The 23,171-nt window shown below is 38.8% G+C and carries 23 protein-coding genes; 15 read left to right on the top strand and 8 right to left on the bottom strand.

Annotated elements, in window-relative coordinates; genetic code table 11:
• Positions 1–206: 206 nt before the first annotated feature.
• Positions 207–1,103 (bottom strand): LysR family transcriptional regulator, encoded by an 897-nt coding sequence (locus tag CD001_RS00275; RefSeq protein ID WP_096185629.1) that lies wholly within the window; start codon positions 1,101–1,103, stop codon positions 207–209.
• 113 nt (positions 1,104–1,216) lie between these two features.
• Here CD001_RS00275 and CD001_RS00270 point away from each other — a divergent pair, with 113 nt between their 5' ends.
• From CD001_RS00270 to CD001_RS25830, 5 genes are all read left to right on the top strand, one after another.
• A complete protein-coding gene (locus tag CD001_RS00270; protein ID WP_096185628.1) occupies positions 1,217–2,398 on the top strand; it encodes a M24 family metallopeptidase in 1,182 nt (393 codons plus the stop codon).
• A 27-nt stretch (positions 2,399–2,425) separates the two neighbouring features.
• The gene (locus tag CD001_RS00265; RefSeq protein WP_257009670.1) at positions 2,426–3,853 is read left to right on the top strand and encodes a YfcC family protein; all 1,428 of its coding nucleotides are present in this window, start codon (positions 2,426–2,428) and stop codon (positions 3,851–3,853) included.
• A 678-nt stretch (positions 3,854–4,531) separates the two neighbouring features.
• Complete coding sequence (locus tag CD001_RS00260) at positions 4,532–5,824, top strand: glutathione ABC transporter substrate-binding protein (protein ID WP_257009952.1); 1,293 nt, start codon at positions 4,532–4,534, stop codon at positions 5,822–5,824.
• 361 nt (positions 5,825–6,185) lie between these two features.
• Positions 6,186–6,389, top strand: a complete 204-nt coding sequence (locus tag CD001_RS26660; protein WP_096185626.1) for a hypothetical protein — start codon at positions 6,186–6,188, stop codon at positions 6,387–6,389.
• 405 nt (positions 6,390–6,794) lie between these two features.
• A complete protein-coding gene (locus CD001_RS25830; RefSeq protein ID WP_142303520.1) occupies positions 6,795–7,400 on the top strand; it encodes a hypothetical protein in 606 nt (201 codons plus the stop codon).
• Positions 7,401–7,605: 205 nt separating this feature from the next.
• On the opposite strand, the gene CD001_RS00250 is transcribed toward CD001_RS25830, so the two are convergent.
• The 6 genes from CD001_RS00250 to CD001_RS00225 all read right to left on the bottom strand — a co-directional run bounded on the left by CD001_RS00250 (position 7,606) and on the right by CD001_RS00225 (position 12,910).
• A complete protein-coding gene (locus CD001_RS00250; RefSeq protein WP_096185624.1) occupies positions 7,606–8,415 on the bottom strand; it encodes a creatininase family protein in 810 nt (269 codons plus the stop codon).
• Between the two features lie 22 nt (positions 8,416–8,437).
• Positions 8,438–9,820 (bottom strand): APC family permease, encoded by a 1,383-nt coding sequence (locus CD001_RS00245; RefSeq protein ID WP_096185623.1) that lies wholly within the window; start codon positions 9,818–9,820, stop codon positions 8,438–8,440.
• 155 nt (positions 9,821–9,975) lie between these two features.
• A complete protein-coding gene (locus CD001_RS00240; protein ID WP_096185621.1) occupies positions 9,976–10,740 on the bottom strand; it encodes an IclR family transcriptional regulator in 765 nt (254 codons plus the stop codon).
• Positions 10,741–10,838: 98 nt separating this feature from the next.
• Positions 10,839–11,399, bottom strand: coding sequence for a class I SAM-dependent methyltransferase (locus CD001_RS00235; RefSeq protein ID WP_257009669.1), 561 nt, complete (start codon positions 11,397–11,399; stop codon positions 10,839–10,841).
• A gap of 103 nt (positions 11,400–11,502) precedes the next feature.
• Entirely contained in the window at positions 11,503–12,402 is a 900-nt protein-coding gene (locus CD001_RS00230; protein ID WP_096185617.1) for an NAD(P)/FAD-dependent oxidoreductase, read from the bottom strand.
• Between the two features lie 82 nt (positions 12,403–12,484).
• A complete protein-coding gene (locus CD001_RS00225) occupies positions 12,485–12,910 on the bottom strand; it encodes an Rrf2 family transcriptional regulator (protein WP_096185615.1) in 426 nt (141 codons plus the stop codon).
• A gap of 199 nt (positions 12,911–13,109) precedes the next feature.
• Here CD001_RS00225 and CD001_RS00220 point away from each other — a divergent pair, with 199 nt between their 5' ends.
• Positions 13,110–13,334, top strand: coding sequence for a helix-turn-helix transcriptional regulator (locus tag CD001_RS00220; protein WP_096185614.1), 225 nt, complete (start codon positions 13,110–13,112; stop codon positions 13,332–13,334).
• Positions 13,335–13,340: 6 nt separating this feature from the next.
• Positions 13,341–13,631: a hypothetical protein gene (locus CD001_RS00215; RefSeq protein WP_096185613.1), complete on the top strand. Its 291-nt coding sequence runs from the start codon at positions 13,341–13,343 to the stop codon at positions 13,629–13,631.
• A gap of 40 nt (positions 13,632–13,671) precedes the next feature.
• On the opposite strand, the gene CD001_RS00210 is transcribed toward CD001_RS00215, so the two are convergent.
• Positions 13,672–15,207, bottom strand: a complete 1,536-nt coding sequence (locus CD001_RS00210) for an esterase/lipase family protein (RefSeq protein WP_096185611.1) — start codon at positions 15,205–15,207, stop codon at positions 13,672–13,674.
• Positions 15,208–15,485: 278 nt separating this feature from the next.
• On the opposite strand from CD001_RS00210, the gene CD001_RS00205 reads away from it, so the two are divergent.
• The 8 genes from CD001_RS00205 (at position 15,486) to CD001_RS00170 (ending at position 23,164) form a co-directional block, all read left to right on the top strand.
• Complete coding sequence (locus CD001_RS00205; protein WP_096185609.1) at positions 15,486–16,367, top strand: hypothetical protein; 882 nt, start codon at positions 15,486–15,488, stop codon at positions 16,365–16,367.
• A gap of 166 nt (positions 16,368–16,533) precedes the next feature.
• Positions 16,534–17,130: a TetR/AcrR family transcriptional regulator gene (locus CD001_RS00200; protein ID WP_096190432.1), complete on the top strand. Its 597-nt coding sequence runs from the start codon at positions 16,534–16,536 to the stop codon at positions 17,128–17,130.
• A gap of 167 nt (positions 17,131–17,297) precedes the next feature.
• Entirely contained in the window at positions 17,298–17,732 is a 435-nt protein-coding gene (locus tag CD001_RS00195) for a DUF6526 family protein (RefSeq protein WP_096185607.1), read from the top strand.
• Between the two features lie 20 nt (positions 17,733–17,752).
• Complete coding sequence (locus tag CD001_RS00190; RefSeq protein ID WP_096185605.1) at positions 17,753–18,247, top strand: DUF6022 family protein; 495 nt, start codon at positions 17,753–17,755, stop codon at positions 18,245–18,247.
• The gene (locus tag CD001_RS00185) at positions 18,244–18,621 is read left to right on the top strand and encodes a DUF6220 domain-containing protein (RefSeq protein ID WP_096185604.1); all 378 of its coding nucleotides are present in this window, start codon (positions 18,244–18,246) and stop codon (positions 18,619–18,621) included. The genes CD001_RS00190 and CD001_RS00185 overlap by 4 nt, the downstream gene beginning before the upstream one ends.
• Positions 18,622–19,238: 617 nt before the next feature.
• The gene (locus CD001_RS00180; RefSeq protein ID WP_096185602.1) at positions 19,239–20,294 is read left to right on the top strand and encodes an ABC transporter substrate-binding protein; all 1,056 of its coding nucleotides are present in this window, start codon (positions 19,239–19,241) and stop codon (positions 20,292–20,294) included.
• Positions 20,295–20,366: 72 nt separating this feature from the next.
• A complete protein-coding gene (locus tag CD001_RS00175) occupies positions 20,367–22,055 on the top strand; it encodes an ABC transporter permease (RefSeq protein WP_257009668.1) in 1,689 nt (562 codons plus the stop codon).
• A gap of 2 nt (positions 22,056–22,057) precedes the next feature.
• Positions 22,058–23,164 (top strand): ABC transporter ATP-binding protein, encoded by a 1,107-nt coding sequence (locus CD001_RS00170; protein ID WP_096185601.1) that lies wholly within the window; start codon positions 22,058–22,060, stop codon positions 23,162–23,164.
• Positions 23,165–23,171: the final 7 nt, after the last annotated feature.

Genomic DNA, 23,171 nt, shown 5'->3' with positions numbered 1-23,171 from the left:
TGTACGACGTTTTAATTCCCCGGTCTCTGCTTTTCCATTCCATTCAAGGATTTTGCTAATAGTTAACACACCAGGTGTAAATTTCTCGTCTTAATTTGGTTATGATTACTTGAAAAAACTTCACTCTCTAGTCTTCAAAGTGCCCTTTTTTGAAACTTTGATGAGCCATTAAGTATGCTTTAGCGAGTGACCTCCTTGTTGAATAATTACGACTTTTTAACAAAGTTATTTCTTAATAATTGTATGAACAGCTTAACAACGGGAACAGAGTTATCGATATTCCATGCTGCAGCTGTAATTTTTTTATGTTGTTGCTTCAGGCTTACATACTTAACATTTTCGTGGATGATTTTTTTAGTTGATTCCGGAACAAAGGCAATTCCAAGCTCCGATGCTACAAGTGAAACGAGTGTTTGCTGTTCTTGAGCAGTTTGGGTAATGTTAGGATAAAACCCTCCTTTACGACACAATTCAATGACAGAGTTATAGTACCCCTTGCCCGCATTTTTCGGCGTTAGGATTATTTTTTCATTGGCGAATTCCTCAACACTGACAGTTTGTTCCCGTTTAGCTAAAGGATGATTTTTCGGGACGCAAGCAACGAAAACTTCTTCCCGTATCGGTAATAGGCTGATTTTTTCATTTTCTATTGGGGGAACTAGTAATCCTGCATCAATTTCTCCATTTATAAGCGATTTCACCTGATCTTCTGTCGTTAGCTGCCTTACGTTTAAGTGTATGTCAGGATACTTTCGATGTACTACTTGGATAATTTTCGGTAGCAGGTCATATACGACTGATCCGCCAAACCCTATCGTTAAAGATCCTGTTTCACCATTATGTATTTTTTTTACTTTTATTCTTTCCCGTTCCACTTTGTCGAGTGTTTGTTTTGCAGCTTCATAAAAGTACTTTCCTGCCTCTGTAAGCTTGACCTCTCTATTCGTTCTTATAAATAATTCTACTTCAAGCTCTTCTTCCAGCTGTTTTATTTGTCTCGTTAGTGGAGGCTGAGAAATGTTTAATTTTTTGGCAGCAATACTGAAGTGCAAGTGTTCAGCAACAGTAACAAAATAACGCAGGTGGCGCAACTCCATCATCATATTTCCCCTTTTATACTTTTAAGGTATCAATAGCTATCTATTATATATTATACATATAAATTCTGGACTGATAGTATGAATTTATAGAAAATTTAGTCAATGGAGGGTGCATCGTGATATTAGAAATTAAGAAAGACGAGATTAAAGACCGCCAAAGGAAGTTTTTTGAGTGTATGCAGAAGAAAAATGCAGAAACGGCGATTTTATTCAGTACGACAGATATATTTTACCTTACTGGTTTTCATTTCAGGCCATCAGAAAGACCGATAGCATTCTTTGTTGATACTAATTTAAAGACACATTTATTTGTTCCGATAATGGAAACTGCCCATGCGGAGGAATATGCTGTCATCGATTATGTCCATGATTATCCAGAATATCCCGGGTTGAAACATCCAATGGAGCACCTGAAGGAAGTGTTGACGGGATATGGTTTTCAAAAAGTAAAAACCGGAGTAGATGCAAAAGGGTACAGTTCAGCAAAGGGATATACTGGCCGGGAAATTACTGAATTAATGGGTATGAAGGATCCCGTTTCTCTAAAAGGTGAGGTGGAAAGGCTGCGTTATATTAAGTCTGAAAATGAACTTGAATTAATAAAGGAATCAGCAAGGTGGGGCAACCTTGCACATCACCTCCTTGTAAAATACACAGAGCCTGGGAAACGTGAAATGGAAGTGGAGAGCAGAGCTACATCTGAAGCAACGAAGGCAATGTTTGAAACACTAGGACAAGGCTACAGACCTTATGGCAATCCAGCTCATGCATTTTATCGTGGACAAATCGGGCCACATTCGGCATTTCCACATTCACAAAACCAAAATGCATTATTTAAAAAAGGGGAAAATGTCGTTTCTCAGGCAACTGCTGATGTTTGGGGTTACAAGAGTGAGTTAGAACGGACGATGTTTATTAAGGAAGTAAGTAAAGAGCAGGAGCATTTTTTCAACCATATGTATGAAACACAGGAGATAGCCTTCAGAACGATTAAACCGGGGATCCCAGCTTCTAAAGTTGAAGAAGAGGTCCAGAGATACTATGAAGAAAAAGGTTTGAAGGAATATGTGAGACATCATACTGGTCATAATATGGGGTTATTAAACCATGAAGCACCATTCTTTGATTTAGGAGACGACACTATTTTAGAGAAAGGGATGGTGTTTTCAGTCGAGCCGGGATTATATGTTGAAGGGTTAGGAGCTTTTCGCCACTCAGACACAATTGTTGTTACTGAAGATGGAATGGAGATGATTACTTATTATCCGAGGGACTTAGAAAATTTAATAATAGGTTAAAAATCCTTTTAGGGGGAGGGAGTCATTTTGGGACTACATGTGGAAAAGGGAGAGGATCGACAGTCTACAGCGAAGAAATCTATTAAAATGCCAGATTCTTATATTCTTTTGTTTATCATGTTAATGTTGGCAGCGGTTTCAACTTATTTAATCCCGTCAGGGTCATTTGAACGAGAGGATGAAGGGTTGGTTCCTACAGTTATTCCTGGTAGCTATACGGATGTTGAAGGGAACCCTGTTGGGTTTATGGATTTATTTATTGCGATCCAAGAAGGGATGATCGCGTCAGCGAATATTATTTTCCTTGTTTTAATAATAGGAGGTTCGTTTGCGATTATTGAATCATCAGGTGCAATTAATGCTGGTATTATGCGCTTGATAGATAAAACGAAGGACAGAAAAATTCTCCTTGTCATATCTGTTTGTACTGTTTTTTCTATTGCAGGCTTTCTAGGAATATTGCATACAGCTGTGATCGCTTTTATTCCTGTAGGCATTGTAATTGCCAAAGCGTTTAAACTGGATGCCATTGTAGGTGTTGCCTTAGTTTATTTAGGTGCTTACTCTGGTTATACTGTGGCGGGGCTTGATCCTATAACAACTGGTTTTGGACAGGAAATTGCAGGTCTGCCAGTGTTCAGTGCTCTATGGTTCCGATTTATCATTTATTTATGTATCCTCGTATCCTCCATTCTATATATTCTTCACTACATTAAAAAAATTGAAAGAGATCCTGGAAAAAGTGTTATGGGGGATAAGCTTTTTAGTGATGATCGTAACAGTAATGAGGACGATGTTCTACCATTTACTCGTACTAGAAAAATGATTCTGTTCTATTTCGCATTATGCTTAACAACATATACCGTTGGGGTCTTCCGAGCAGACTGGGGCTTAAATGAAATGGCGGCAATATTTCTGATCATTGGGATCGGTACAGCTGTGATTTCTAAGATTAATGGAAATGACTTTGTCAAAAAATTTGTCAAAGGTGCTCAAGGAATGGTATACGCAGCTCTAATTGTAGGGCTCGCACGATCTATTGTAGTAGTCCTTGAAAACGGGCAAATACTCGATAGCGTAGTGCATGGTATTTCTTCAATTATCGAACCTCTTCCTGCAGCTATCGGTGCGTTAAGTATGTATGGGTTTAATTTATTGTTTAATCTGATCATCACTTCTGGCAGTGGACAAGCTGCTATCGTTATGCCAATCATGGCACCGCTTGCGGATGTGATCCAGATCCCAAGGCAGATTGCTGTACTTGCATATAACATGGGGGATGGATTTACGAACACGATCGCACCTACTTCTGGAATATTGATGGCTAGTATAGCTGTGGCAGGAGTTTCATGGGTAAAGTGGTTAAAGTTTATGCTGCCTTTATTATTCATTTGGGTCGTCATTGGGGCGATTGCACTGATGGTCGCTCTCGCTATAAATTTAGGACCATTTTAATAAATTTTTAGGCAATTTACCATTTACATGATGAATTTATATAAGGTAGATGGAAGACTATTGTAAGGTTACTTTTTCTTTTATGAAAATAACATTTATGCTGTTTTAACAGAATAAATTAGCATGAGCAGGTGACTATTTTGGTTATCTGCTCGTTTGTTGTTAGTCGGTGAAAATGGAAATCTTTATATATCCTGATTCCGTAATAACACGTGTTGATATGCCATCACCTACTCACCTTCACCTCTAGGCACAAGTGCTGCACGAGTAGATAATCGGACTTGTGCTTTGGAGTGAAAGCGTCGGCTAGTAACGAATTCGAGTATTTACTTCACCAAGTTAAATCGAAATACTTTTAGGATTCATACAAAAAATAAAATCATTCATCACGGATTCAAGAATCATTCTACACTTTTTACATAAATTTAAAAAGTTTAATATATATTAGTTAGGTAAATTGCTACATTGAAAATACTTAGGAAAGTTTTAAGGAAAAGGGAGAGAGAATATGAAAAAAAAGCTGAGTATTTTATTATTCTTGGTGTTAACTGTGTTGGTGGTGAGCTAACGATGGAAATTCACTTTATGTCATGAATGCTATGTATGATACTTTAGTAGAATTAAATACAGACTTAGAAATTCAGCCGGCTCTGGCAGAGAGTCTTGAACCCATAGGGGATACGGTTTGGGAAGCAAAGCTTAGGGAGGACGTTTTTTTTTCACGACGGAAGTAAATTCAACGCAGAAACTGTTAAGGCTAATTTAGATCGAGTTCGTGACCCGGATGTAGGGTCACCACTTTCTTTCTTGTTTAATATGATTGAAACGGTTGAGGTTGTTGATGAATATACAGTATATATTACGACTGAGTATCCGTTTTCCGCATTGCCATCCCATTTAGCGCACCCGGGTGGGCATATGATTAGCCTGAACTCCATTAATGAAGATTATAAAACAATTGAGAATGGAGGGAATCTCTTGACGGCAGTGAATGAAAATCCATTCGGAACAGGATATTTCAAATTTGAAGAAAGAGTGAGCGGGGAATATACGAAGCTAGTAAAAAACGAGGATTACTGGGGCAGCGAAGTACAGACCGCGTCTGTTACCTTTAAAGTGGTTCCCGAGGATTTAACGAGGATAGGAGAATTACAGACGGGGGCAGCGGATATCGTTTATCCTGTAAATGCTAATGATATTAGTGAGATTAATGCCAATGATGCAACATATGTGAAAGAATCAGAGAGTGCCAGCATGACTTATGTAGGCATGAATGTTGAAATAGAGCCTTTTGACAATCTTCAGGTACGTCAGGCGATAGCGATGGCAATCAAGAAAGATGAAATAATCCAGGGAGCTCTGGATGGAGTGGGACTGCCTGCAAAGGGGCCATTAGCTCCGACAGTGTTCGGCTATAATGAGGATATTGATGAGATTGAGCATGATATAGATAAAGCAAAGGAGTTAATGGAGGAAGCGGGTTTTGATGAAGGTTTCAGTGCAACCATTCTAACCTATGATCGCAATACATCTAACATCGCAGAGCTTGTTCAGGCTCAATTAAGTGAAATAGGAATCGAGATCAGTATTGAAACGCTAGAAATCGGAACTTATTTAGAAGCAACGGCGAATGGCGAAGTGGGTATGTTTGTTGGAAGCTGGGGTACCGTAACTTTAGACGCGGACTACGGCCTTTATCCAATGTTTCACTCTGATAACGCAGGTAGCCCAGGGAATCGCTCTTTTTATGCCAATGATAAAGTTGATTCATTATTAGAGAAGGCAAGACAGTCCACTGATGACAACGAACGCCTTGATCTTTATGTTGAAGCGCAGCAGTTAATCGTAGACGATGCACCAATCGTACCTTTATACCATTCCGTCCTGTTGGCAGGACTGCGGGAAAATATCCACGGATTCTTCCAGTACCCAAGCAGCTTCCCGTTCTTGAGAGATGTAAGGATCGAGTAAAGGAAAAATTAAACAGAAATGTTCAGACCTTGTATGGAGGAAGCGATGTTGCAAAAAAACAGTGAATCCGTATAGCTACTTCTTTAAGGATAGCAGAGTGAGTGTTATCAACATAACCTCACTCTGCCTTCAAGCAGCTAATCCTAAAGCACGTTTCTAAAGGGATTGTGGCACATTCCTCTTTTTAAAGGTTAAGATAGTATAAAATTTCAATCTCTCGATTGTTGTCTAGACTTCAGGCACGAGCGTTTACTACACGAGCTTCCACACGGATGTGCTGACTTCGTCGCTCCCGCAGGACGCGGGGGGTTTTAGCCGAAGATGTGATCTAGCGATTTGCCTCGACGGACAGGACGTCCTAATGCCGGTCATGACACAGAACGTGGCGTATTGCCCGGTTGACGGATCTAGCTTCAAAGTGATACTAGAAGAGGAAGAGGCAGCGCTTGCTCCTGCGGTTACTCGTCGCAGAAAAACAGTGCTCCTGCGGTTACTCGTCGCAGACTTTGTGCTTCTTTCTCTGCAAGATCAATCGAAGAAGAGAATGCGTCGAAGCAGATCGTAGAGAAATCAGCGAAGAATCGCTTGTTGCTCCTGCGATTACTCGTCGCAGACCCCGTGCTTCTTTCTCTGCAAGATCAATCGAAGAAGAGAATGCGTCGAAGCAGCTCGTAGAGAAATCAGCGAAGAATCGCTCGTTGCTCCTGCGATTACTCGTCGCAGACCCCGTGCTTCTTTCTCTGCAAGATCAATCGAAGAAGAGAATGCGTCGAAGCAGCTCGTAGAGAAATCAGCGAAGAATCGCTCGTTGCTCCTGCGGTTACTCGTCGCACGAAAAGATTTGCTCCTGCGATTACTCGTCGCAGACCCCGTGCTTCTTCCTCTGCAAGATCAATCGAAGAAGAGAATGCGTCGAAGCAGCTCGTAGAGAAATCAGCGAAGAGTCGCTCGTTGCTCCTGCGGTTACTCGTTGCAGACTATGTGCTTCTTTCTCTGCAAGATCAATCGAAGAAGAGAATGCGTCGAAGCAGCTCGTAGAGAAACCAGCGAAGAGTCGCTCGTTGCTCCTGCGATTACTCGTCGCACGAAAAGATTTGCTCCTGCGGTTACTCGTCGCAGACCCCGTGCTTCTTCCTCTGCAAGATTAATCGAAGAAGAGAATGCGTCGAAGCAGCTCGTAGAGAAATCAATGAAGAATCGCTTGTTGCTCCTGCGATTACTCGTCGCAGAAAAACAGTGCTCCTGCGGTTACTCGTCGCAGACCCCGTGCTTCTTCCTCTGCAAGATCAATCGAAGAAGAGAATGCGTCGAAGCAGCTCGTAGAGAAATCAATGAAGAATCGCTCGTTGCTCCTGCGGTTACTCGTCGCACGAAAAGATTTGCTCCTGCGATTACTCGTTGCAGACTATGTGCTTCTTTCTCTGCAAGATCAATCGAAGAAGAGAATGCGTCGAAGCAGCTCGTAGAGAAATCAACGAAGAATCGCTTGTTGCTCCTGCGATTACTCGTCGCAGACCCCGTGCTTCTTTCTCTGCAAGATCAATCGAAGAAGAGAATGCGTCGAAGCAGCTCGTAGAGAAATCAGCGAAGAATCGCTCGTTGCTCCTGCGATTACTCGTCGCAGACCCCGTGCTTCTTCCTCTGCAAGATCAATCGAAGAAGAGAATGCGTCGAAGCAGCTCGTAGAGAAATCAATGAAGAATCGCTCGTTGCTCCTGCGGTTACTCGTCGCAGGTAAAGAGTGTCGCCGATAGGCGGGCGCCTTGCGCTTTTCTTAAAATTTAAAGAGGAATCGACTGATTTCTTAACGTTATGGTGACGTCCTCATCGCAGTATTTGATCAGCTCTTTTAAGTTGGCCACTAAAGCTTCATGATATTTTTGACCGGTTTCTTCACTAGCTGGTGTTGCATCTCCGACTAGACCGGTTTGTTCTGTTACTTCTCGATATGTGTTTACATCACTTGGACTAAATACGCGATCTCCTTCAACATACGGATCATGCTGCAAGAAACGATGTTTTTCAGGAATATTCTTACCTGCTCGATCAGGGTTACATAAATCTGGGTGTAAATAATACATGTGAGAAGTTTCTAATTCCTCAGCATGCCCTAATCCTCCTGGTTCTGATTTCCTTAGTTCTTTACCTTTTTCAGAATTTAAGTAAAAGGGATCAGCGATGGCTAAAAATGCTCCCGTTTTATTTCTTAATCGAGTAATGGCTACTTTTATTGGCGGCAGATTCGCTTCACGATGGCCATTCACTAAAATGATTTTTTCAAAGCCGTGGTAAATAAGGCTTTGGCAAACATCCTCGACAACCGCTGTTAATGTTTCGGGTCTTAATGTAACAGTTCCGGGATAAGCCATGTGATGCGGAGCCCATCCGTACCAAGTGAGCGGGGCAACTAACGTGTTCGTCCGTTTTCCTGCTTCTTCTGCGACCTTTTGCGCAACAAAAGCATCTGTCCCCATCGGTAAGTGTTGAGCATGCTGCTCAACACTACCAAATGGTACAAGAATCGTTTTTTTAGTTGATAAATAATGTTCTACATCTTCCCACTTGTTTTCTTGTAACCATACATTTTTCATGTTTATCACTCCTGTTTGTGTTTTATGCACGTTTGTCTTCTGTCAGTTCGAGCATTTTTTCTTCATCTAAATAATCCCAGCGGTTCTTTGAATAAATGAAATACCATGCGGTGATTAGAACGATCCATGAAATACCGATAATGAGAGGCAAGGTTGCGATATTCGTCAGAATCCACAGACATGCAATTGTCGCCACGATTGCTAAAACGGGAATATTTTTAATGTTTAATGGAAATCGGAATTGTGGACGCAATTCTGGTCGTGTCACCCTGACAACGATCAGAGCAATATTCATAATCGCCATCATCAGCCAATTTGCAAAGACTGCAGCACTAACTAAAAATCCAATTGCATCTGCGTAGCCAAACGCACTTGTAAACGTTGCGCTTAGTGCGATGATTCCTGTAAAAATAATCGCATTTGTCGGGACACCAGTTTGTTTATTCACTTTCGCAAAAACAGATGGAACTGCTTTTTCTCTTGCAGCAGCAAAAAGCATTCGTGAAGACCCTAATAAACAACCAATGGTAGATGTTCCTGTAGCTGTTAACGCAGCTATTGCGATTAATACAGCTCCTACTCCTGGGAGTACAGTTTCGACAGCTAATGACAATGGTGCGCTTGAAGCTGCTAATTCAGCAGGGCTAGCTGTAGAAACAACTCCGTATCCGGTAATGACATATAAAATAACGACGGTCACTAATGCTGATACTTGTGCTAAAGGGAGGTTTCTTTTTGGTTTTTTCGCTTCTTCTCCTAAAGTTAGAACTGCTTCTACTTGCATTTGACCAAAAGCAATAAGGGCAGTTGCAGCGAATACACCTGTCCACCCGTTCGGAAGAAGTTCACTATATTCGAATGGACCTGTTGGGTTTGAGAATAAAGCAATGATTGCGATTGCAAATAGTGCGACGACTTGGATGATCGAGAAAAACGTATTTATTTTTCCAGTTGTCTTAATCCCGACAAGTAATAGACCAGTAATTAATAGTGAAATTATAGGAGCGACAATCGCTGGTGGCAAGTCAGGAAAGATAAAATTAAAGTATCCTGCAAAGCCTAAATTTACTGCCCCCGCAGCAAAAGCAAACGATAAAAAATAGAGTCCAGAACACCATAAAGCAATTAACTTGCCTAAATTTTTAGATATAGGTGCAAAAGCATATTTCGAATAAGCATAGGAGGCTCCTTGATATGGCCAGATAGATGCTAATTCTGCGTAACTCATAGACGATAAGATCGCAACGACTCCAGCAATAATAAATGCGATAAACAACCCAGCTCCAGCTTCAGCAACAGCCGGTCCGATAACTGTGAAGATTCCTCCGCCAATTAAGGCTCCAACTCCAATACTCCAGAGATCGACAAACCCTAACCCTCGTTTTAATCGACTTGACTCAGCCATGTTATAACCTCCTCTATTTTAAAGTGTCGGAATTTATATTTCATATAATGAAATATCTATCCCATTATATAAAATTTCGACAATATTTTGAACATTCCTTCTTTTTATGATAAAAAAAATGAAATTAATCAATTTTGATTAATTCCATCTGGCCTCTATATTTTCGATGTAATGGTGTTAGCTGCTGTTTTTAATTTGTTAATGTAAAAATCATTTTTTTCATCAAAATCATGCTCTAAACCTACGATACTTATTGAGGCTATAACCTGATTTTGAGAAGGGGAGAAGATAGGGACAGCTATCGCTAGGGTCCCCTCATACAATTCTCCCCAGCTGATCGCATAACCTTGTTTTTTTATTTTCGTTAATTCTTTTATTAAAACGTTACGATCTTGAACTGTATTTTTCGTGAATGGTTGAAAATTGAACATCTTTATTAGTTCTTCTTGTTCGTACTCCTCTGTAAATGCGAGGAGTACTCTCGGACATGCTGCAGCATACAACGGAGCCTTTCTTCCTATAGATGGATATAATCGAAAAGGACGCCAAGATTCATATTGCTCGATGTAGATTGCGTCTGTTCCATCTTTTACGGCTAGTTGTACGTTCATATTCATTTCATTTCGAAGTGTAATCATTTCATCTTTTGCAATATCTCGAATGTGAAAGTGCCTTTTCACTAGTTGTCCTTTTTCTAAAAATGCATACCCTAATGAATACCACGTTTTACCCGAAATATTAGTCTTTCTAATATATCCATAGTCTGCTAGTGAAGTAAGCATACGAAAGACAGTTGATCTCGGAATGCTCGTTTTATCGGAAATCATCTCAAGTGTTAAGCTGTACGAATTAGTCGTAAAACAACTTAAAATAAATAATGCCTTGTCCAAACTATTACTTCTGCTCGTTTTCTCTGTCATTCTGCTCTCCCTCAATCATAATATAATCCTCATATCTGTAATCATATCATATTTGGCCAAGTGCCAGTCACTTCCCGAAATATGTCGAATAGGAGAGGTTATTTTGTTGCGATGATCGTATATAAATCATTCGGTAGATTTATTTTCTCTGTTACTTTTAGGCCAGCATTCGTTATTTCTTGTTCCATCATGGCAGAAGAAATTCTCGGGTGTTTGTCGCTAGAGGTGTTTTTCTTTTCAAGTTCGATACATGCGAGATACCCGTCAGGTTTAAGCACTTGTTTCATTTGCTGTAACGAATGAGATAGTTGTTTCACCTCATGCAAAACGAGGGAAGCGAATATAAAGTCAATCGAATGATCAGGTAATGGAATATTATCAAGACTCCCTTTCAACGTTTTGATATTTGTCAAAATTTCTTGTTCCGCTTTGGAGTTGACAATCTTCAGCATTTTAGGATCTATATCTAATGCAAACACATCACCCTCTACGAATTTAGCAGCTGGAATTGTATAATACCCAGTACCCGCACCTACATCTAAAAAGTGCCCCGTTTTTTTAATAGGGAGCATATTTAGTAACTTTTCTGGCAAAATACCTCCTCTTTTCTCAGGGCTTTCAAGGTATTCAACTTTTTTGGCAAAATGGTTCGTTTTCATATGATTCATTCTCCTTTAATTAAACGTGTAGTTAAATAGAAGTTATTAAAGATCTTTAAAGTCTATATTAAGTGAAAAAATATCAGGCAAAATGACGTCCAAATTAAAAATCTTCATTCACTAAGTCATGGACGACGCTAATGGCAACTTTACTTCCTTCACTAGCGGCAATCACTAATTGAGCAGGCGCAATGATGGAAGCATCCCCACTTACATAGACCCCGTCAATATTTGTTCGGCAAAATGGATCGGTTTCAATACCACCCATCTTATTCACGTTACATCCTAAATTTTCAGCTAATGAAGATGCTTGTGCAATCCCAGTCGTAACAAACCCTCCGTCTCGACGAATTTCCTCGCCACCTTTAAACTGAATAGTTTCTAAATGACCATTTTCCCCTTTTAATGCTATGATTTCTTTTTCAATGACGTTAATCTTTTTCTTTGTGATTAATTCTTTCTGTTCATTAGAAAAAATGTTTTTCCCATTCGTACAGACGACAAGATCTTTACTCCAATTAACAATCAATTTTGCCATATGAACAGCTCGCTCATCCTCTGAAATGAGAACTAGTGGACGGTCTTTTAATTCCCAGCCATCACAAAAAGGACAATTAAACAAGCTCGTGCCATAAAAATCATGAATCCCTTCTATATTCGGCAAGACATCTTTAAGCCCCGTAGATAAAATAATTTTCCTTGAACGATAAGAATGTCCATCATTTGTATCGATCATAAACGTTTGATTTTCTTTCTTTATATGAATCACTCGTTCGTTTTGGATCGTCAAATTTGGATACTTCATCAAATCTTTTTTAGCCATCTTTTTAAATTCTGAAGGTTTGATCCCATCTCTCGTAATAAAACCGTGTGATTGTTGAGTGACAGCATTTCTAGGTTTATCGTCATCAAATAGAACGACATTCTTTTGTGCTCTTGCAAGTACAAGGGATGCATTTAAGCCTGAAGGTCCTCCGCCAATAATTGCACAATCTAATAACATTTGTTGTCCTCCTGTTAAATCAAATATATTATAGACTCTTATTATCTTTAATTGATATAAAAAAATATAGGAATAATGATGGCTAATTATTTTTTTGTTTTTTCGCTTCGATTTGTTTGGCAATATCAAAAATAAATGTATTGTTTAGCTCATCTTTCATTCTTGCTTCTGCTTCAATCATCACGTTTTCAATTAAACAGTCTCCATTTTGAACGTCATCATGCTCCAATGAACAATTGAATAACGTCGTTTTTCCTTCAATAGCATGAATCACATCTAAAAAAGAAATATCACGAGAGTGTTTGACGATACTATACCCGCCATTTACACCTGGATTTGATTCGATGAGTCCAGCCTTTACAAGCTTCGTTAAAATCTTGGAAAGGTACGTTGGGGAAAGGTCTTGGATTTTTGCTAATTGTTCGACTCCAATCGCTTTTCCTTTAGGTGATAACGTTAAATAGACCATTGTGTGTAAAGCATAATTTGTCGCTTTTGAATACTTCATAATTGCCCATTCCTTTATTCTTCAATTAAAGACTACTTGAGTCTATAATTGATTGTAAATGATAATAAAATGAAATACAAGTAATCACGCTTTAATCGCGTATGACGGCTTTTAGAAAAAATTATATTTTTTGATTGTACATGTTAAAAAAATATGACATAATGTAAAAAAAATATTACTTTCCAGGGAGAGAGTGAGAATGTCTGAAAAGTACAAAGGACGGTTAGAAAACAATATTTTTTTATTGCGTGCAGAGAGAAGGTGGTCGCAGAAGGAGTTAGCTTCAAAGGTTGGTGTTAGCAGGCAGACGATAATTTCTTTAGAAAATAATCGGTACAGTCCATCGCTCGTATTAGCTTTTGAGATTTCGAGAGTGTTTGAAAAAGATATATCTGATATTTTTACTTATGTAAAGGGGGAGTAGCAAGTTATGATGATAATTGGGATTTTCCTTTTAATGCCATTTTCCTATTATTTATATAAAACGATGAAATTTACAAAAAGTGAAGAATCAAAAGATGAACGTGGTCAAAAGATTTTGCTTCAGTCGCATAAACATTCATTCGCGGTTTTTGCTTATGGGTGGGGGAGCTTAGAGGTAATCCATCGTTTTATTCAACCTATATCATTTGATACATATAGAGATGTCCTTTGGCTCATCGTATTATCAGCTTTTATTGTATATGGATTTTCGATCCAGCGTAACCGAATGAAACAATAAGAGATGGCGAATGGGAGGGCCATTCGCCATCGTGTGTGACTTAATATGCGTTTCCGTTTTCGTCAAGATAAATAGTCTGGACGGATGTTCGTTGGAATTTATCACCGGATGGAGTGGTGCCTTCTATATCAATCGTGACATTATACGTTCCTTCTCCTTGGTCTGTAATAGTAACGAATTCGTCGTCAGTTTCATGGCTGCTTTGCTGTGGGGTTATCCGCTTATTCTCACCAATTTTTCCTGGTGCGAAGTCGACTCGATAAGATATGTCAATGGTATTGGACCTTTGTTTGAAACCTGTATCCACTCTCCAGCCTTTTGTATGATTCTCTATCGTTAAATCGTGATTCAGAGAGGAATCATAATTCACTAGTAATAGGTAAGCAGAATCCTCCTCGGTATGTGAGCGGATGACCCATTCACCGGTTTGCGGGCTGTCTATTTCAATCATATGGTGCCAAGCACCGTTAAAGAATTCTTGATCTTCTAATTGAACGATGTCATAAGTCGTTTCATTATTTTTTCCGGGTTCAACGAGTTCAATAGCGTCTAACTTTGTTGAACTCATCCAATTGATCGTAAGTGCTTCCACATTATTTTCCACAAAAAATGTTTCTTCCGTAGTTCCAATATGTTCACCGCCACGAATAAACAGATCAAGTTCTTCGTCGTCAGCTTCAAAAAAAGGATGGTCGAATGAATTCGCGGACGTTTGTGCCTCTGTTGTTAAATGATCTTTAAAAATTGGAAGGGCATTGGAGCCATAATGAACGTTTCCGTGGTTCCAATCACCAATCGCAAGCATGTCTCCGTATGGAAGGTGGGCACTTTCAACTGAAACGACGCCATCACTCGGACCGGATATGAATTGAGAGCCCCACCAATATGAGCTGAACCACGAACCTGTATTTTCTCCAGCGATCGTATAATAGTTATTAAGTTCTGTTTCTGAGAGGAAGTCCGTTTCTGCTCTAAAATTGTTCATGACTCCGGTTTGCAAACTTTGCGTTCCTTCACTATTTGCGCCTATTAAGTTAGCTAGCCATCCAGCCCAAAAACTATTTGCTAAGTCTGCTAATTCGCTTCCGTGATGGGGGGAACCGATCGTCACGACATCAGAGACGAGGTGATGTTTTCCTTCATGAATAAGTGCGACTTGAGCATCGATACCGCCTTTACTATAACCGACGACCGCAAGGGTTTTTCCGAGAAAATAGTTGGAAATGTCTTCAAGCTGCTGAGCGAGCATTTCCCCATTGTCCCAATAACTTTTAGGTTCTCCGCCTGAATCGTACAGCTCAACAAAAGCTGTTTCGTAGCCATCTTCAAGAGCTAAGCTATACATGTCATTGTCTTCATACCAAGTCGTTGAGTTGTTTGTTAAGCCTTGGACAAATACAATGACTGGCTTCTCAGGATCTGGTTCAGCAGGAAGTGTGCCGATACTGAATGTGCCAGGCTGGAGTGGATCACCGATTACTTCTTCGAAATCAGTATTGCCAAGTCCAATTGGCTGGAATATGAAGGCTAACAACAGAACAAAAGTGCACGTCAATGCCGATATCCTTTTCTTCAAGCTATACCTCGCCCCTTTATATAGGTTTTTAGAGCACCTGAGCACCCCATCAACAATATAAGTATGTCACAATTGGAAAATTATAAGTGCTTTTGCCAAGTGCCAGGCACCTCCCGAATTTTGTCGAACTTAAGCAAGGTGTCAGGTACTTCCCGAATAATGTCGAAGATGCTATCATATTGGGGGATCAATGATAGAAGATTATTTTATGATCAATTAGTTTTCCATTAATCGCATCGTCATAACGAAATGAGTTTACTAGATAAGAAGGGTTTTCTATGCTTACACATAAATTAATCGTAACCGGGAAAAGTTTAATCGCTTATATTGTGATTTTGTTTTTATGGCCGACTTTCACGTCACTGTTCAGAAGCAGTCAGATAAGGGATGGGTTGCCTATCCATGAATATTTTACGTATTTTTTTTGGTTCATCCTTTACGGTGTACCGCTTATTTTAGTGATTGGTTTTCCAGTCACATTCATAGCTGGTGTGATTACTAAGAAGCTGCATGGCTTTGTGAGAGTGTTTGTAAACTTTTCAATACATATTTTAAGTGCGTATCTTTTTGCAACATTATTGTTTAGGGAGATAGATGAATTCCTTACGAGTCTAACGATCATGATTGCAGCGTTCTTTTTTCTTTTTGATGAATGGAGAAATGCTTCCTTAAAAAAGTATAAGGTGCAATTAATGCTTATGCCATTTATCATACTTTGCATAACGATGTTTTCAACTTGGACAAATGACTACCAAATTGAGCATGAAAAAAAACGGTTAGACAGTGAAGGTTTCCTATCTCCAATTGTCCTACTTAACCAAGATGAAGTGGATATAGTGGATCTTGCAACTAGCTATTCATCTGGAGGGATAAATGAGAATAATGCAAGGGATCCTTATATTCTTCCAAAAGGGATGTTAGGAGACGACACGTATGACGTTTGGGAGGGCGAGGAAGGGGATAAGATTTTAATCGACTTTGAACGTGTACCAAGTGGTGACTATACTCTCGAAGTATCATATATGTTAAATGACAGGGTTGAAACCGACGTCATTCGAAATAATGAGTTTATCGTTCCGGAAGGATTGGAGCCACAAGCTATTCTCATAAATGCCGTATGGGAACGCATCAACATCTCATTTAATTTATACATCCGCTAAGTGCCAGTCACTTCCCGAGAATTGGTGAATTTTGTCGACAGGCTTACTTCTTTATTAGTCAGGAAAATTAATTCTTCTGACTACTTGACAGGTGAGTGTGTACTCACTCATAATGTGGTTATATACAATCCAATTAATCATTCAGATTGAGAGGCAGGGAATCATAGTGGAATTGCGCGAACGAATTATACAAGCAGCTGAACAAGTTATTCAAACAAAAGGGCTTGCACGAACGACAACAAAAGAAATTGCTCGCGAAGCAAAATGTTCTGAAGGGTCTCTTTATAATAATTTTACAAGCAAAGAGGAGATATTTCTCCATATTTTAAGAGGACAGCTAAGCAATTTAATGAGTGTGTTAACTGCGCTGCCAGAGCGAAAAGGAACTGGAACAGTTATGGGAAATTTAGAAGAACTAGCTATCACTGCACTTGAAGACTACTACAACTCCATGCCACTTATGGCATCGATTTTTTCAGAGCCGACATTATTAACGCGTCATAGGGAAGGGTTTATAGAACGAAATGAAGGACCACACAGGGCGAATAAAGCGGTAGAATCCTATCTTTATGAAGAACAGCAACTTGGCAGGATCGACAAAGGGATTGATTCAAGAGCTGCAGCGGATATGATTTTAGGAAGTTGCTTTCAACATGCCTTTCAAATGAGATTTTTAGGCAGAGAAGATTTAGGGCAAGTAAAAAACAAAATTGTTCAAGATATGTTAAATACATTATTTCAAGGGTTAGAAACGAACAAATAATAAAGTCTGCCAGAGTGAATGTGAAGTGGGGAAAAATAAAATGAAGGGAGGGATTCAATATTGAAAGATCAACCGCCCCATTTTCGTTCTAATGCTAGGAAAAATTTTTTGTGCTTTAGTGAGTGTGTACTCACTCACATAAAATTTATTTTATGGAGGGGATTGGTTTGAGTACTCAATCGTACAAAAATCACGCTAGATCGGTACCAGGATTTCATTTTTTTCTCGTTCCACTTTGTTTTGTGACAATCATTGCTGCTATTACTTATACTGTATTTTCGATATTAAGGGGAGAGGGGGTTTTTGCCCCGTTGTTAATTGTTACACTTGCGTTGATTGTAACTTTTACTGTTTTTTTCCTGAGATCGTTCGTCTGTAAAGTCCAAGATCGAGCAATACGAGCTGAGGAAAATTTACGTCATTACGTCCTTACTGGAAAACTGCTCGATTCACGCTTATCTATAAGGCAAATCATTGCATTACGGTTCGCATCAGACGATGAATTTTCAATACTTTGTGAGAAAGCCGTTCAAGAAAGGATGTTGCCAGATGATATTAAACGTGCTATCAAAAATTGGCAAGCTGACCATGATCGTGTTTAAAAAGCGAGGAGGGTATACGGATGAAGATATCTTTAGCTGATGAGATTTCTCGTAATGGGAGAACCATCGAGGTATTTACAGATTACCTGCAAAAATATATCGACCAACATTGGGTGAAGGTTTGGGAACGGGATTTGCAGGACCTTGAAAGAGTCTATGCCAATGGAGGAGATAAAGCTTACGGATTATTCATGTCCAAATTATTTCGTCCGCTAGCAGTCGAATGTCGAGAAACGGGCTTCATTCCTAAGCCGATATTACCTGGAGATTTTTCGCAGTCCGAAGAGCATTGGGGTCCGTGGGAAGAAAGGGAGCGGCGGTTTTGGACGGTCATTCATGAGAACGACAACCCAATAGGGACAGTAGTGACAAGTTTTTTTCATGATCATACTCGTTTACGTGTTCCAAAACCTCCCCAACTATGCTCCTTGAAACAAACGGATCACTCGGATGTTTCTAAATTGATCATGTTTGAAGATTTTGTAGGTTCTGGTAAGGAGGAATTAAACGAATGAATGCTCCAAAAACGATTCAATTTTCCAGGATTAGTTTCAGTGTAATCGCTTGGATTTTCACGATTGGGATTACTGTACAAGTTTTGATTGCAGGTCTCGCTACATTCGATAACCCTGTAAACTGGGGCTACCATATCAGCTTTGCAAGGGGACTCTTTTTTCTTCCAATCGTAATGGCTTTACTGGCATTCTTTGCTCAATTACCTAAGAAAATGATTTGGCGAAGTGTCGGGTTGCTAGGAATGGTCATCGGGTTGTTCTTTACAGCGGCTATTTCAGCCCGAATCGGTATATTAGGCGCTTTACATCCTGTTATAGCACTCTTCTTATTTTGGAATTGTATAAAAGTATTATCTTCATTTAAAAAGGGTTGATCGAACAGTTTCATTAAAAATGATATGATACTCCCGTTAATAAAAGAGTCATAGGAATGAATAATTATGAGTTTACTATGTTTATTATTTTTATGCACAATATGCTACCTAGCAGTGTACCTGCTGGTTATAGAATATTCCCCCTAAGTGCCAGGCACTTCCCGAAGTTTGTCGAACGCTCCAAGGTGCCAGGCACTTCCCGAAAAATGTCGAAAATATCCATACATGATTACAATTATAAATAATTCTTTTGGGTTTGTTATTTTTAAAAAAGTCTTTATTTTTAGAAAATTGTGTGGTATCTTTTCTTATAAATCAAGAAAGCGCTTAACCATACATTTACAATTTTAATGTAGTTTTTCAGAATAAAACTTTTCTCTTATGTGTGGAGATAGGAGGTGTTTGTTTAATACGAAAGATTTAAATCATGTTCAATGATCAAAGTGATGTAAGCGATATCATATTTTGTAAAATTCATTTGCTGATAACTGTTATGTTTGCAAAGTATAGTATGTATAAGTATTGGGGACATATAAGGGTTTAGGTGAAATAACGTGATTGCGTATAAATTTAGGGTAAGCGCTTTACCTGATGTGGCTAAATATTAGGAGGTAACCATGGTAAAGAATTATTTTTTTCTAATTTCTGCAGTGATGGTCAGTCTCGGTTTAGTGGGTTGTAATTCAGACTCTGATGCAAGTGGGGACGGAGAATTTGAACAGTCTAATAATTTAACAGTTTATTCTGCATTTCCGGAACAAGAAGCGCTTTACTACCTTCAGGATTTTGAAGATGAAACAGGAATTAATGTTAACTTTGTTCGATTATCAGCAGGGCAAATTTTAGCACGTGTTCAAGCAGAAGAAAACAATCCACAAGCATCCATTTGGTATGGTGGTCCTTCAGATACATTTATAGCAGCTGCTCAATCAGGTCTATTAGAAAGTTATAAGCCTGAAGGTGCAGAGTTGATGCCTGAAGATTTTATTGATGATGATTGGAATTGGTCTCCGGTTTATGTGGGGGCTCTTGGATTTGCATCAAACTCAGACTGGTTAGAACGGAATGGTTTGACCCCTCCGACTAGCTGGGATGATTTGTTAAAGCCTGAATTCGCTGACAATGTAAGTATTGCTCACCCTGCATCATCTGGAACTGCGTATTCTGTTCTTGCAACACTCGTACAAATGAAGGGTGAAGAAGAAGCATTTGAGTACTTACATCAGCTAGATGAAAATATTAGGCAATATACACAATCAGGTTCTGCACCAGCAAATAACGCTGGTTTAGGAGAAGTTGGAGTCGGTATTGCATTTGCTCATGATATCCTTTCTCCAATGCAAGAAGGGTATCCTATCACTCTATCCTTCCCAGAAGATGGAACAGGATATGAAGTTGGTGCTGTAGCACTAATTAATAATGGACCCGAAGATGAAGTAGAGAATGCTCAAAAGTTTATTGACTGGGCAATTAGTAAAGAAGCTCAAGATTTATTTGAAACTTCCGGACATTACAGATTACCTGTAAACCCTGAAGCAAATGTTCCTGATGGTGCAACACCTTTAACAGACCTTGATATTATTGATTATGATGCCGTTTGGGCAGGGGAACATCGTGACGAGTTAATTAATCGTTTTGATAATGAAATAAGAGGCGAAGAAGCAGCACAGTAAAGGTCCAATTTCTATATTTGCCGGGAGAGGGCTTTTGCCTTCTTCCATTTTAAGAAGAGAGAAGGTGTTAATTTGCAACTATCTACAAATACAAGAAAAGGATTAGAAATTCAAAAAATGCAGTTGAAAAGGTTAATGAAACAGCCATTATTGTTACTAGTTCTTGGTCTAGTATTTATCTTCTTCTTTATTTTTGCGGTATATCCTTTGTACCAAGTATTTAGGGTTGCAATAGCCGGAGAAGAAGGTTTTAGTATTTCTCATTTCATTGAAATGTTAACTAATAATTTCTTTTTACAAACACTATGGAATAGCGTGCGATTAGGTTTATTATCGGCATTTTTTGGTACACTGATCGGATTTATTTTTGCCTTTGCGATAACAAGAACAGAGATGAAAGGAAAGAAGTTTTTTCACCTTATTGCACTTCTTCCAATCATTTCACCCCCGTTCGTTATTGCACTTTCAATGATCTTACTATTTGGAAGAAATGGTGCAATTTCTAATGGTATGTTTGGAATCGTAGATTCTAATGTTTATGGACTAGGAAGTCTTGTTTTTATTCAAACATTGGCTTTCTTTCCAATTGCATATTTAAGCTTAAAAGGTGTTTTAGAATCTATCGACCCAGCATTGGAAGATGCAGCATTAAATATGGGTGCTTCACGTTGGAAAGTATTTAAAACCATTACTTTTCCTTTAGCGTTACCAGGTGTTTTTAGTGCACTGCTACTCGTTTTTATCAAGTCTATAGAGGACTTTGGGAACCCAATGGTTATAGCTGGGGATTATAATACATTAGCTGTCCAAGCATATTTACAAATTACTGGAATGTATAACATAGGGACAGGTGCTTTTTTGGCTATGGCATTACTTCTTCCATCTTTAACTGCCTTTTTGGTCCAAAAATATTGGATTAGTAAAAAATCGTATGTAACGGTAACTGGTAAACCTAGTCAACCTTCTATTAAAATTCATGAGAAGTATATTGTGTACCCATTGTACGGATTGTGTATTACTATTACTCTAGCAATCCTATTATTTTATGGTGCAGTCGCATTTGGTTCTTTTGTAAAAGTGTGGGGAGTTGATCATACCTTTACGCTCGATAACTTTATATATGTATTTACACTAGGCTTTGATTCCATTAAAAGTTCCCTGACACTAGCAATTATTTCTACTCCAATCACAGCTTTATTAGGGATGTTGATAGCTTACCTTATTATTAGGAAAGAATTTATAGGGAAGAAAGCACTTGAGGTTTCTACCATGTTATCTTTTGCTGTACCAGGGACAGTAATCGGTATCGGTTACATCCTTGCTTTCAACCAACAACCACTTCTTTTAACAGGAACAGCAACAATTTTGATTTTGGCATACGTTGTAAGAAATATTACGGTTGGGATCGAGGCTGGCACAAATAGTCTTAGACAAGTGGATAAATCGATTGAAGAGGCATCAACAAACCTTGGAGCGAATAGCTTTACAACATTCAGGAAAATATCCTTACCTCTAATGCGGTCTGCATTATTTTCAGGATTAGTTTATTCCTTCGTAAAATCTATGACACAAATTAGTGCAGTAATTTTCCTCGTGTCAGTAAACTGGAATTTGATGACTGTTTCGATTCTTTCACAAATTGAATCAAGTCGAATGGGGGCTGCTGCCGCTTACGTCATGATCTTAATTACGATTATATTAATTGCGATCGGAGTTTTGCAGTTATTGGTAAATAGACTAGGCCCAACAGGGAGGAAATAAATATGACGACGACATTAAATACGACTACATCACCAGTGAAGTTAAGTCAATTATTAAAAGTGTTCCCAGCACATTCTGGTTCAAAAGAGCATTATGCAGTAGATCATATTGATTTAAATATCAACTCAGGAGAGTTAGTAACATTACTTGGCCCTTCAGGTTGTGGAAAAACGACGACATTAAGAATGCTTGCGGGATTTGAGCACCCTAATGATGGGAAAATATTTATCGGGAATGAAGACGTCACAGATATTCCAGCCAATAAAAGAGATGTTGGGATGGTATTTCAAAGTTACGCATTATTCCCTCATTTAACGATCTATGAAAATGTAGCTTATGGATTGAAGATTAAAGGTGTTGCTAAAAAAGAAGTGAAAGAAAGAGTAGAGAAAGTTTTAGATCTCATGCATTTACAACAGTTTAGAGATCGCTCGCCATCACAATTATCTGGTGGTCAGCAGCAAAGGGTTGCTTTAGCTCGTGCTGTAGTTACAGAGCCTAAAGTTTTATTATTTGATGAGCCGTTATCAAATTTAGATGCGAAATTAAGAGTTTACATGCGTGAAGAGCTAAGAAAATTGCAACAACGCCTTAATATAACAAGTTTGTATGTTACACACGATCAAACGGAAGCGATGGCTATTTCCGATAAAGTGGTCATTATGAATGACGGCAAAATCGAACAGGTAGGATCTCCAATTGAAATTTATACAAAGCCTAATAATCAATTTGTTGCTAACTTTATGGGGAAAGCAAACTTCTTAGAAGGGACCCTTGAAAAGGTCGATCCGCTAAATGTTACATTCGCTTTTGATGGGTATTCAATCGAAGTGGAAAATGATAATAATGAGGAAGTGGGGAACAAAGTTCATTGTGTAGTCAGACCTGAATTTTGGATTATTTCAAATGATGGAAAATATGAAGGGAATGTATTACGAACAACCTACTTTGGTTCATTTGTTGAATACGAAGTAACAATTGGAAATCAATCAATTATTGTTGAGGATTACAACCATATTATTAATGGCATTTATAATCCAGGTGATACTGTTAGATTAAACATTAAAGATCGTTGTGCCAAGGTACTTTCATTTGATCCCGAATATTAATTAAGGA

The organism is Evansella halocellulosilytica (assembly GCF_002335745.1).
Classification (GTDB): domain Bacteria; phylum Bacillota; class Bacilli; order Bacillales; family Salisediminibacteriaceae; genus Bacillus_CA; species Bacillus_CA halocellulosilytica.
Note: the sequence above shows the minus strand (reverse complement) of the source record. Positions and strands in the feature narration are given on the sequence as shown.

What these genes read in the sequence shown, in the direction of transcription:
- CD001_RS26660 (WP_096185626.1), top strand. Translation starts at nt 6,186, where the DNA reads ATGCCGGTCATGACACAGAACGTGGCGTATTGCCCGGTTGACGGATCT.
- CD001_RS00250 (WP_096185624.1), bottom strand. Translation starts at nt 8,415, where the DNA reads ATGAAAAATGTATGGTTACAAGAAAACAAGTGGGAAGATGTAGAACAT.
- CD001_RS00240 (WP_096185621.1), bottom strand. Translation starts at nt 10,740, where the DNA reads ATGACAGAGAAAACGAGCAGAAGTAATAGTTTGGACAAGGCATTATTT.
- CD001_RS00205 (WP_096185609.1), top strand. Translation starts at nt 15,486, where the DNA reads ATGCTTACACATAAATTAATCGTAACCGGGAAAAGTTTAATCGCTTAT.
- CD001_RS00185 (WP_096185604.1), top strand. Translation starts at nt 18,244, where the DNA reads ATGAATGCTCCAAAAACGATTCAATTTTCCAGGATTAGTTTCAGTGTA.
- CD001_RS00275 (WP_096185629.1), bottom strand. Translation starts at nt 1,103, where the DNA reads ATGATGATGGAGTTGCGCCACCTGCGTTATTTTGTTACTGTTGCTGAA.
- CD001_RS00190 (WP_096185605.1), top strand. Translation starts at nt 17,753, where the DNA reads ATGAAGATATCTTTAGCTGATGAGATTTCTCGTAATGGGAGAACCATC.
- CD001_RS00215 (WP_096185613.1), top strand. Translation starts at nt 13,341, where the DNA reads ATGATGATAATTGGGATTTTCCTTTTAATGCCATTTTCCTATTATTTA.
- CD001_RS00245 (WP_096185623.1), bottom strand. Translation starts at nt 9,820, where the DNA reads ATGGCTGAGTCAAGTCGATTAAAACGAGGGTTAGGGTTTGTCGATCTC.
- CD001_RS00230 (WP_096185617.1), bottom strand. Translation starts at nt 12,402, where the DNA reads ATGTTATTAGATTGTGCAATTATTGGCGGAGGACCTTCAGGCTTAAAT.
- CD001_RS00180 (WP_096185602.1), top strand. Translation starts at nt 19,239, where the DNA reads ATGGTAAAGAATTATTTTTTTCTAATTTCTGCAGTGATGGTCAGTCTC.
- CD001_RS00235 (WP_257009669.1), bottom strand. Translation starts at nt 11,399, where the DNA reads ATGAAAACGAACCATTTTGCCAAAAAAGTTGAATACCTTGAAAGCCCT.
- CD001_RS00225 (WP_096185615.1), bottom strand. Translation starts at nt 12,910, where the DNA reads ATGAAGTATTCAAAAGCGACAAATTATGCTTTACACACAATGGTCTAT.
- CD001_RS00220 (WP_096185614.1), top strand. Translation starts at nt 13,110, where the DNA reads ATGTCTGAAAAGTACAAAGGACGGTTAGAAAACAATATTTTTTTATTG.
- CD001_RS00170 (WP_096185601.1), top strand. Translation starts at nt 22,058, where the DNA reads ATGACGACGACATTAAATACGACTACATCACCAGTGAAGTTAAGTCAA.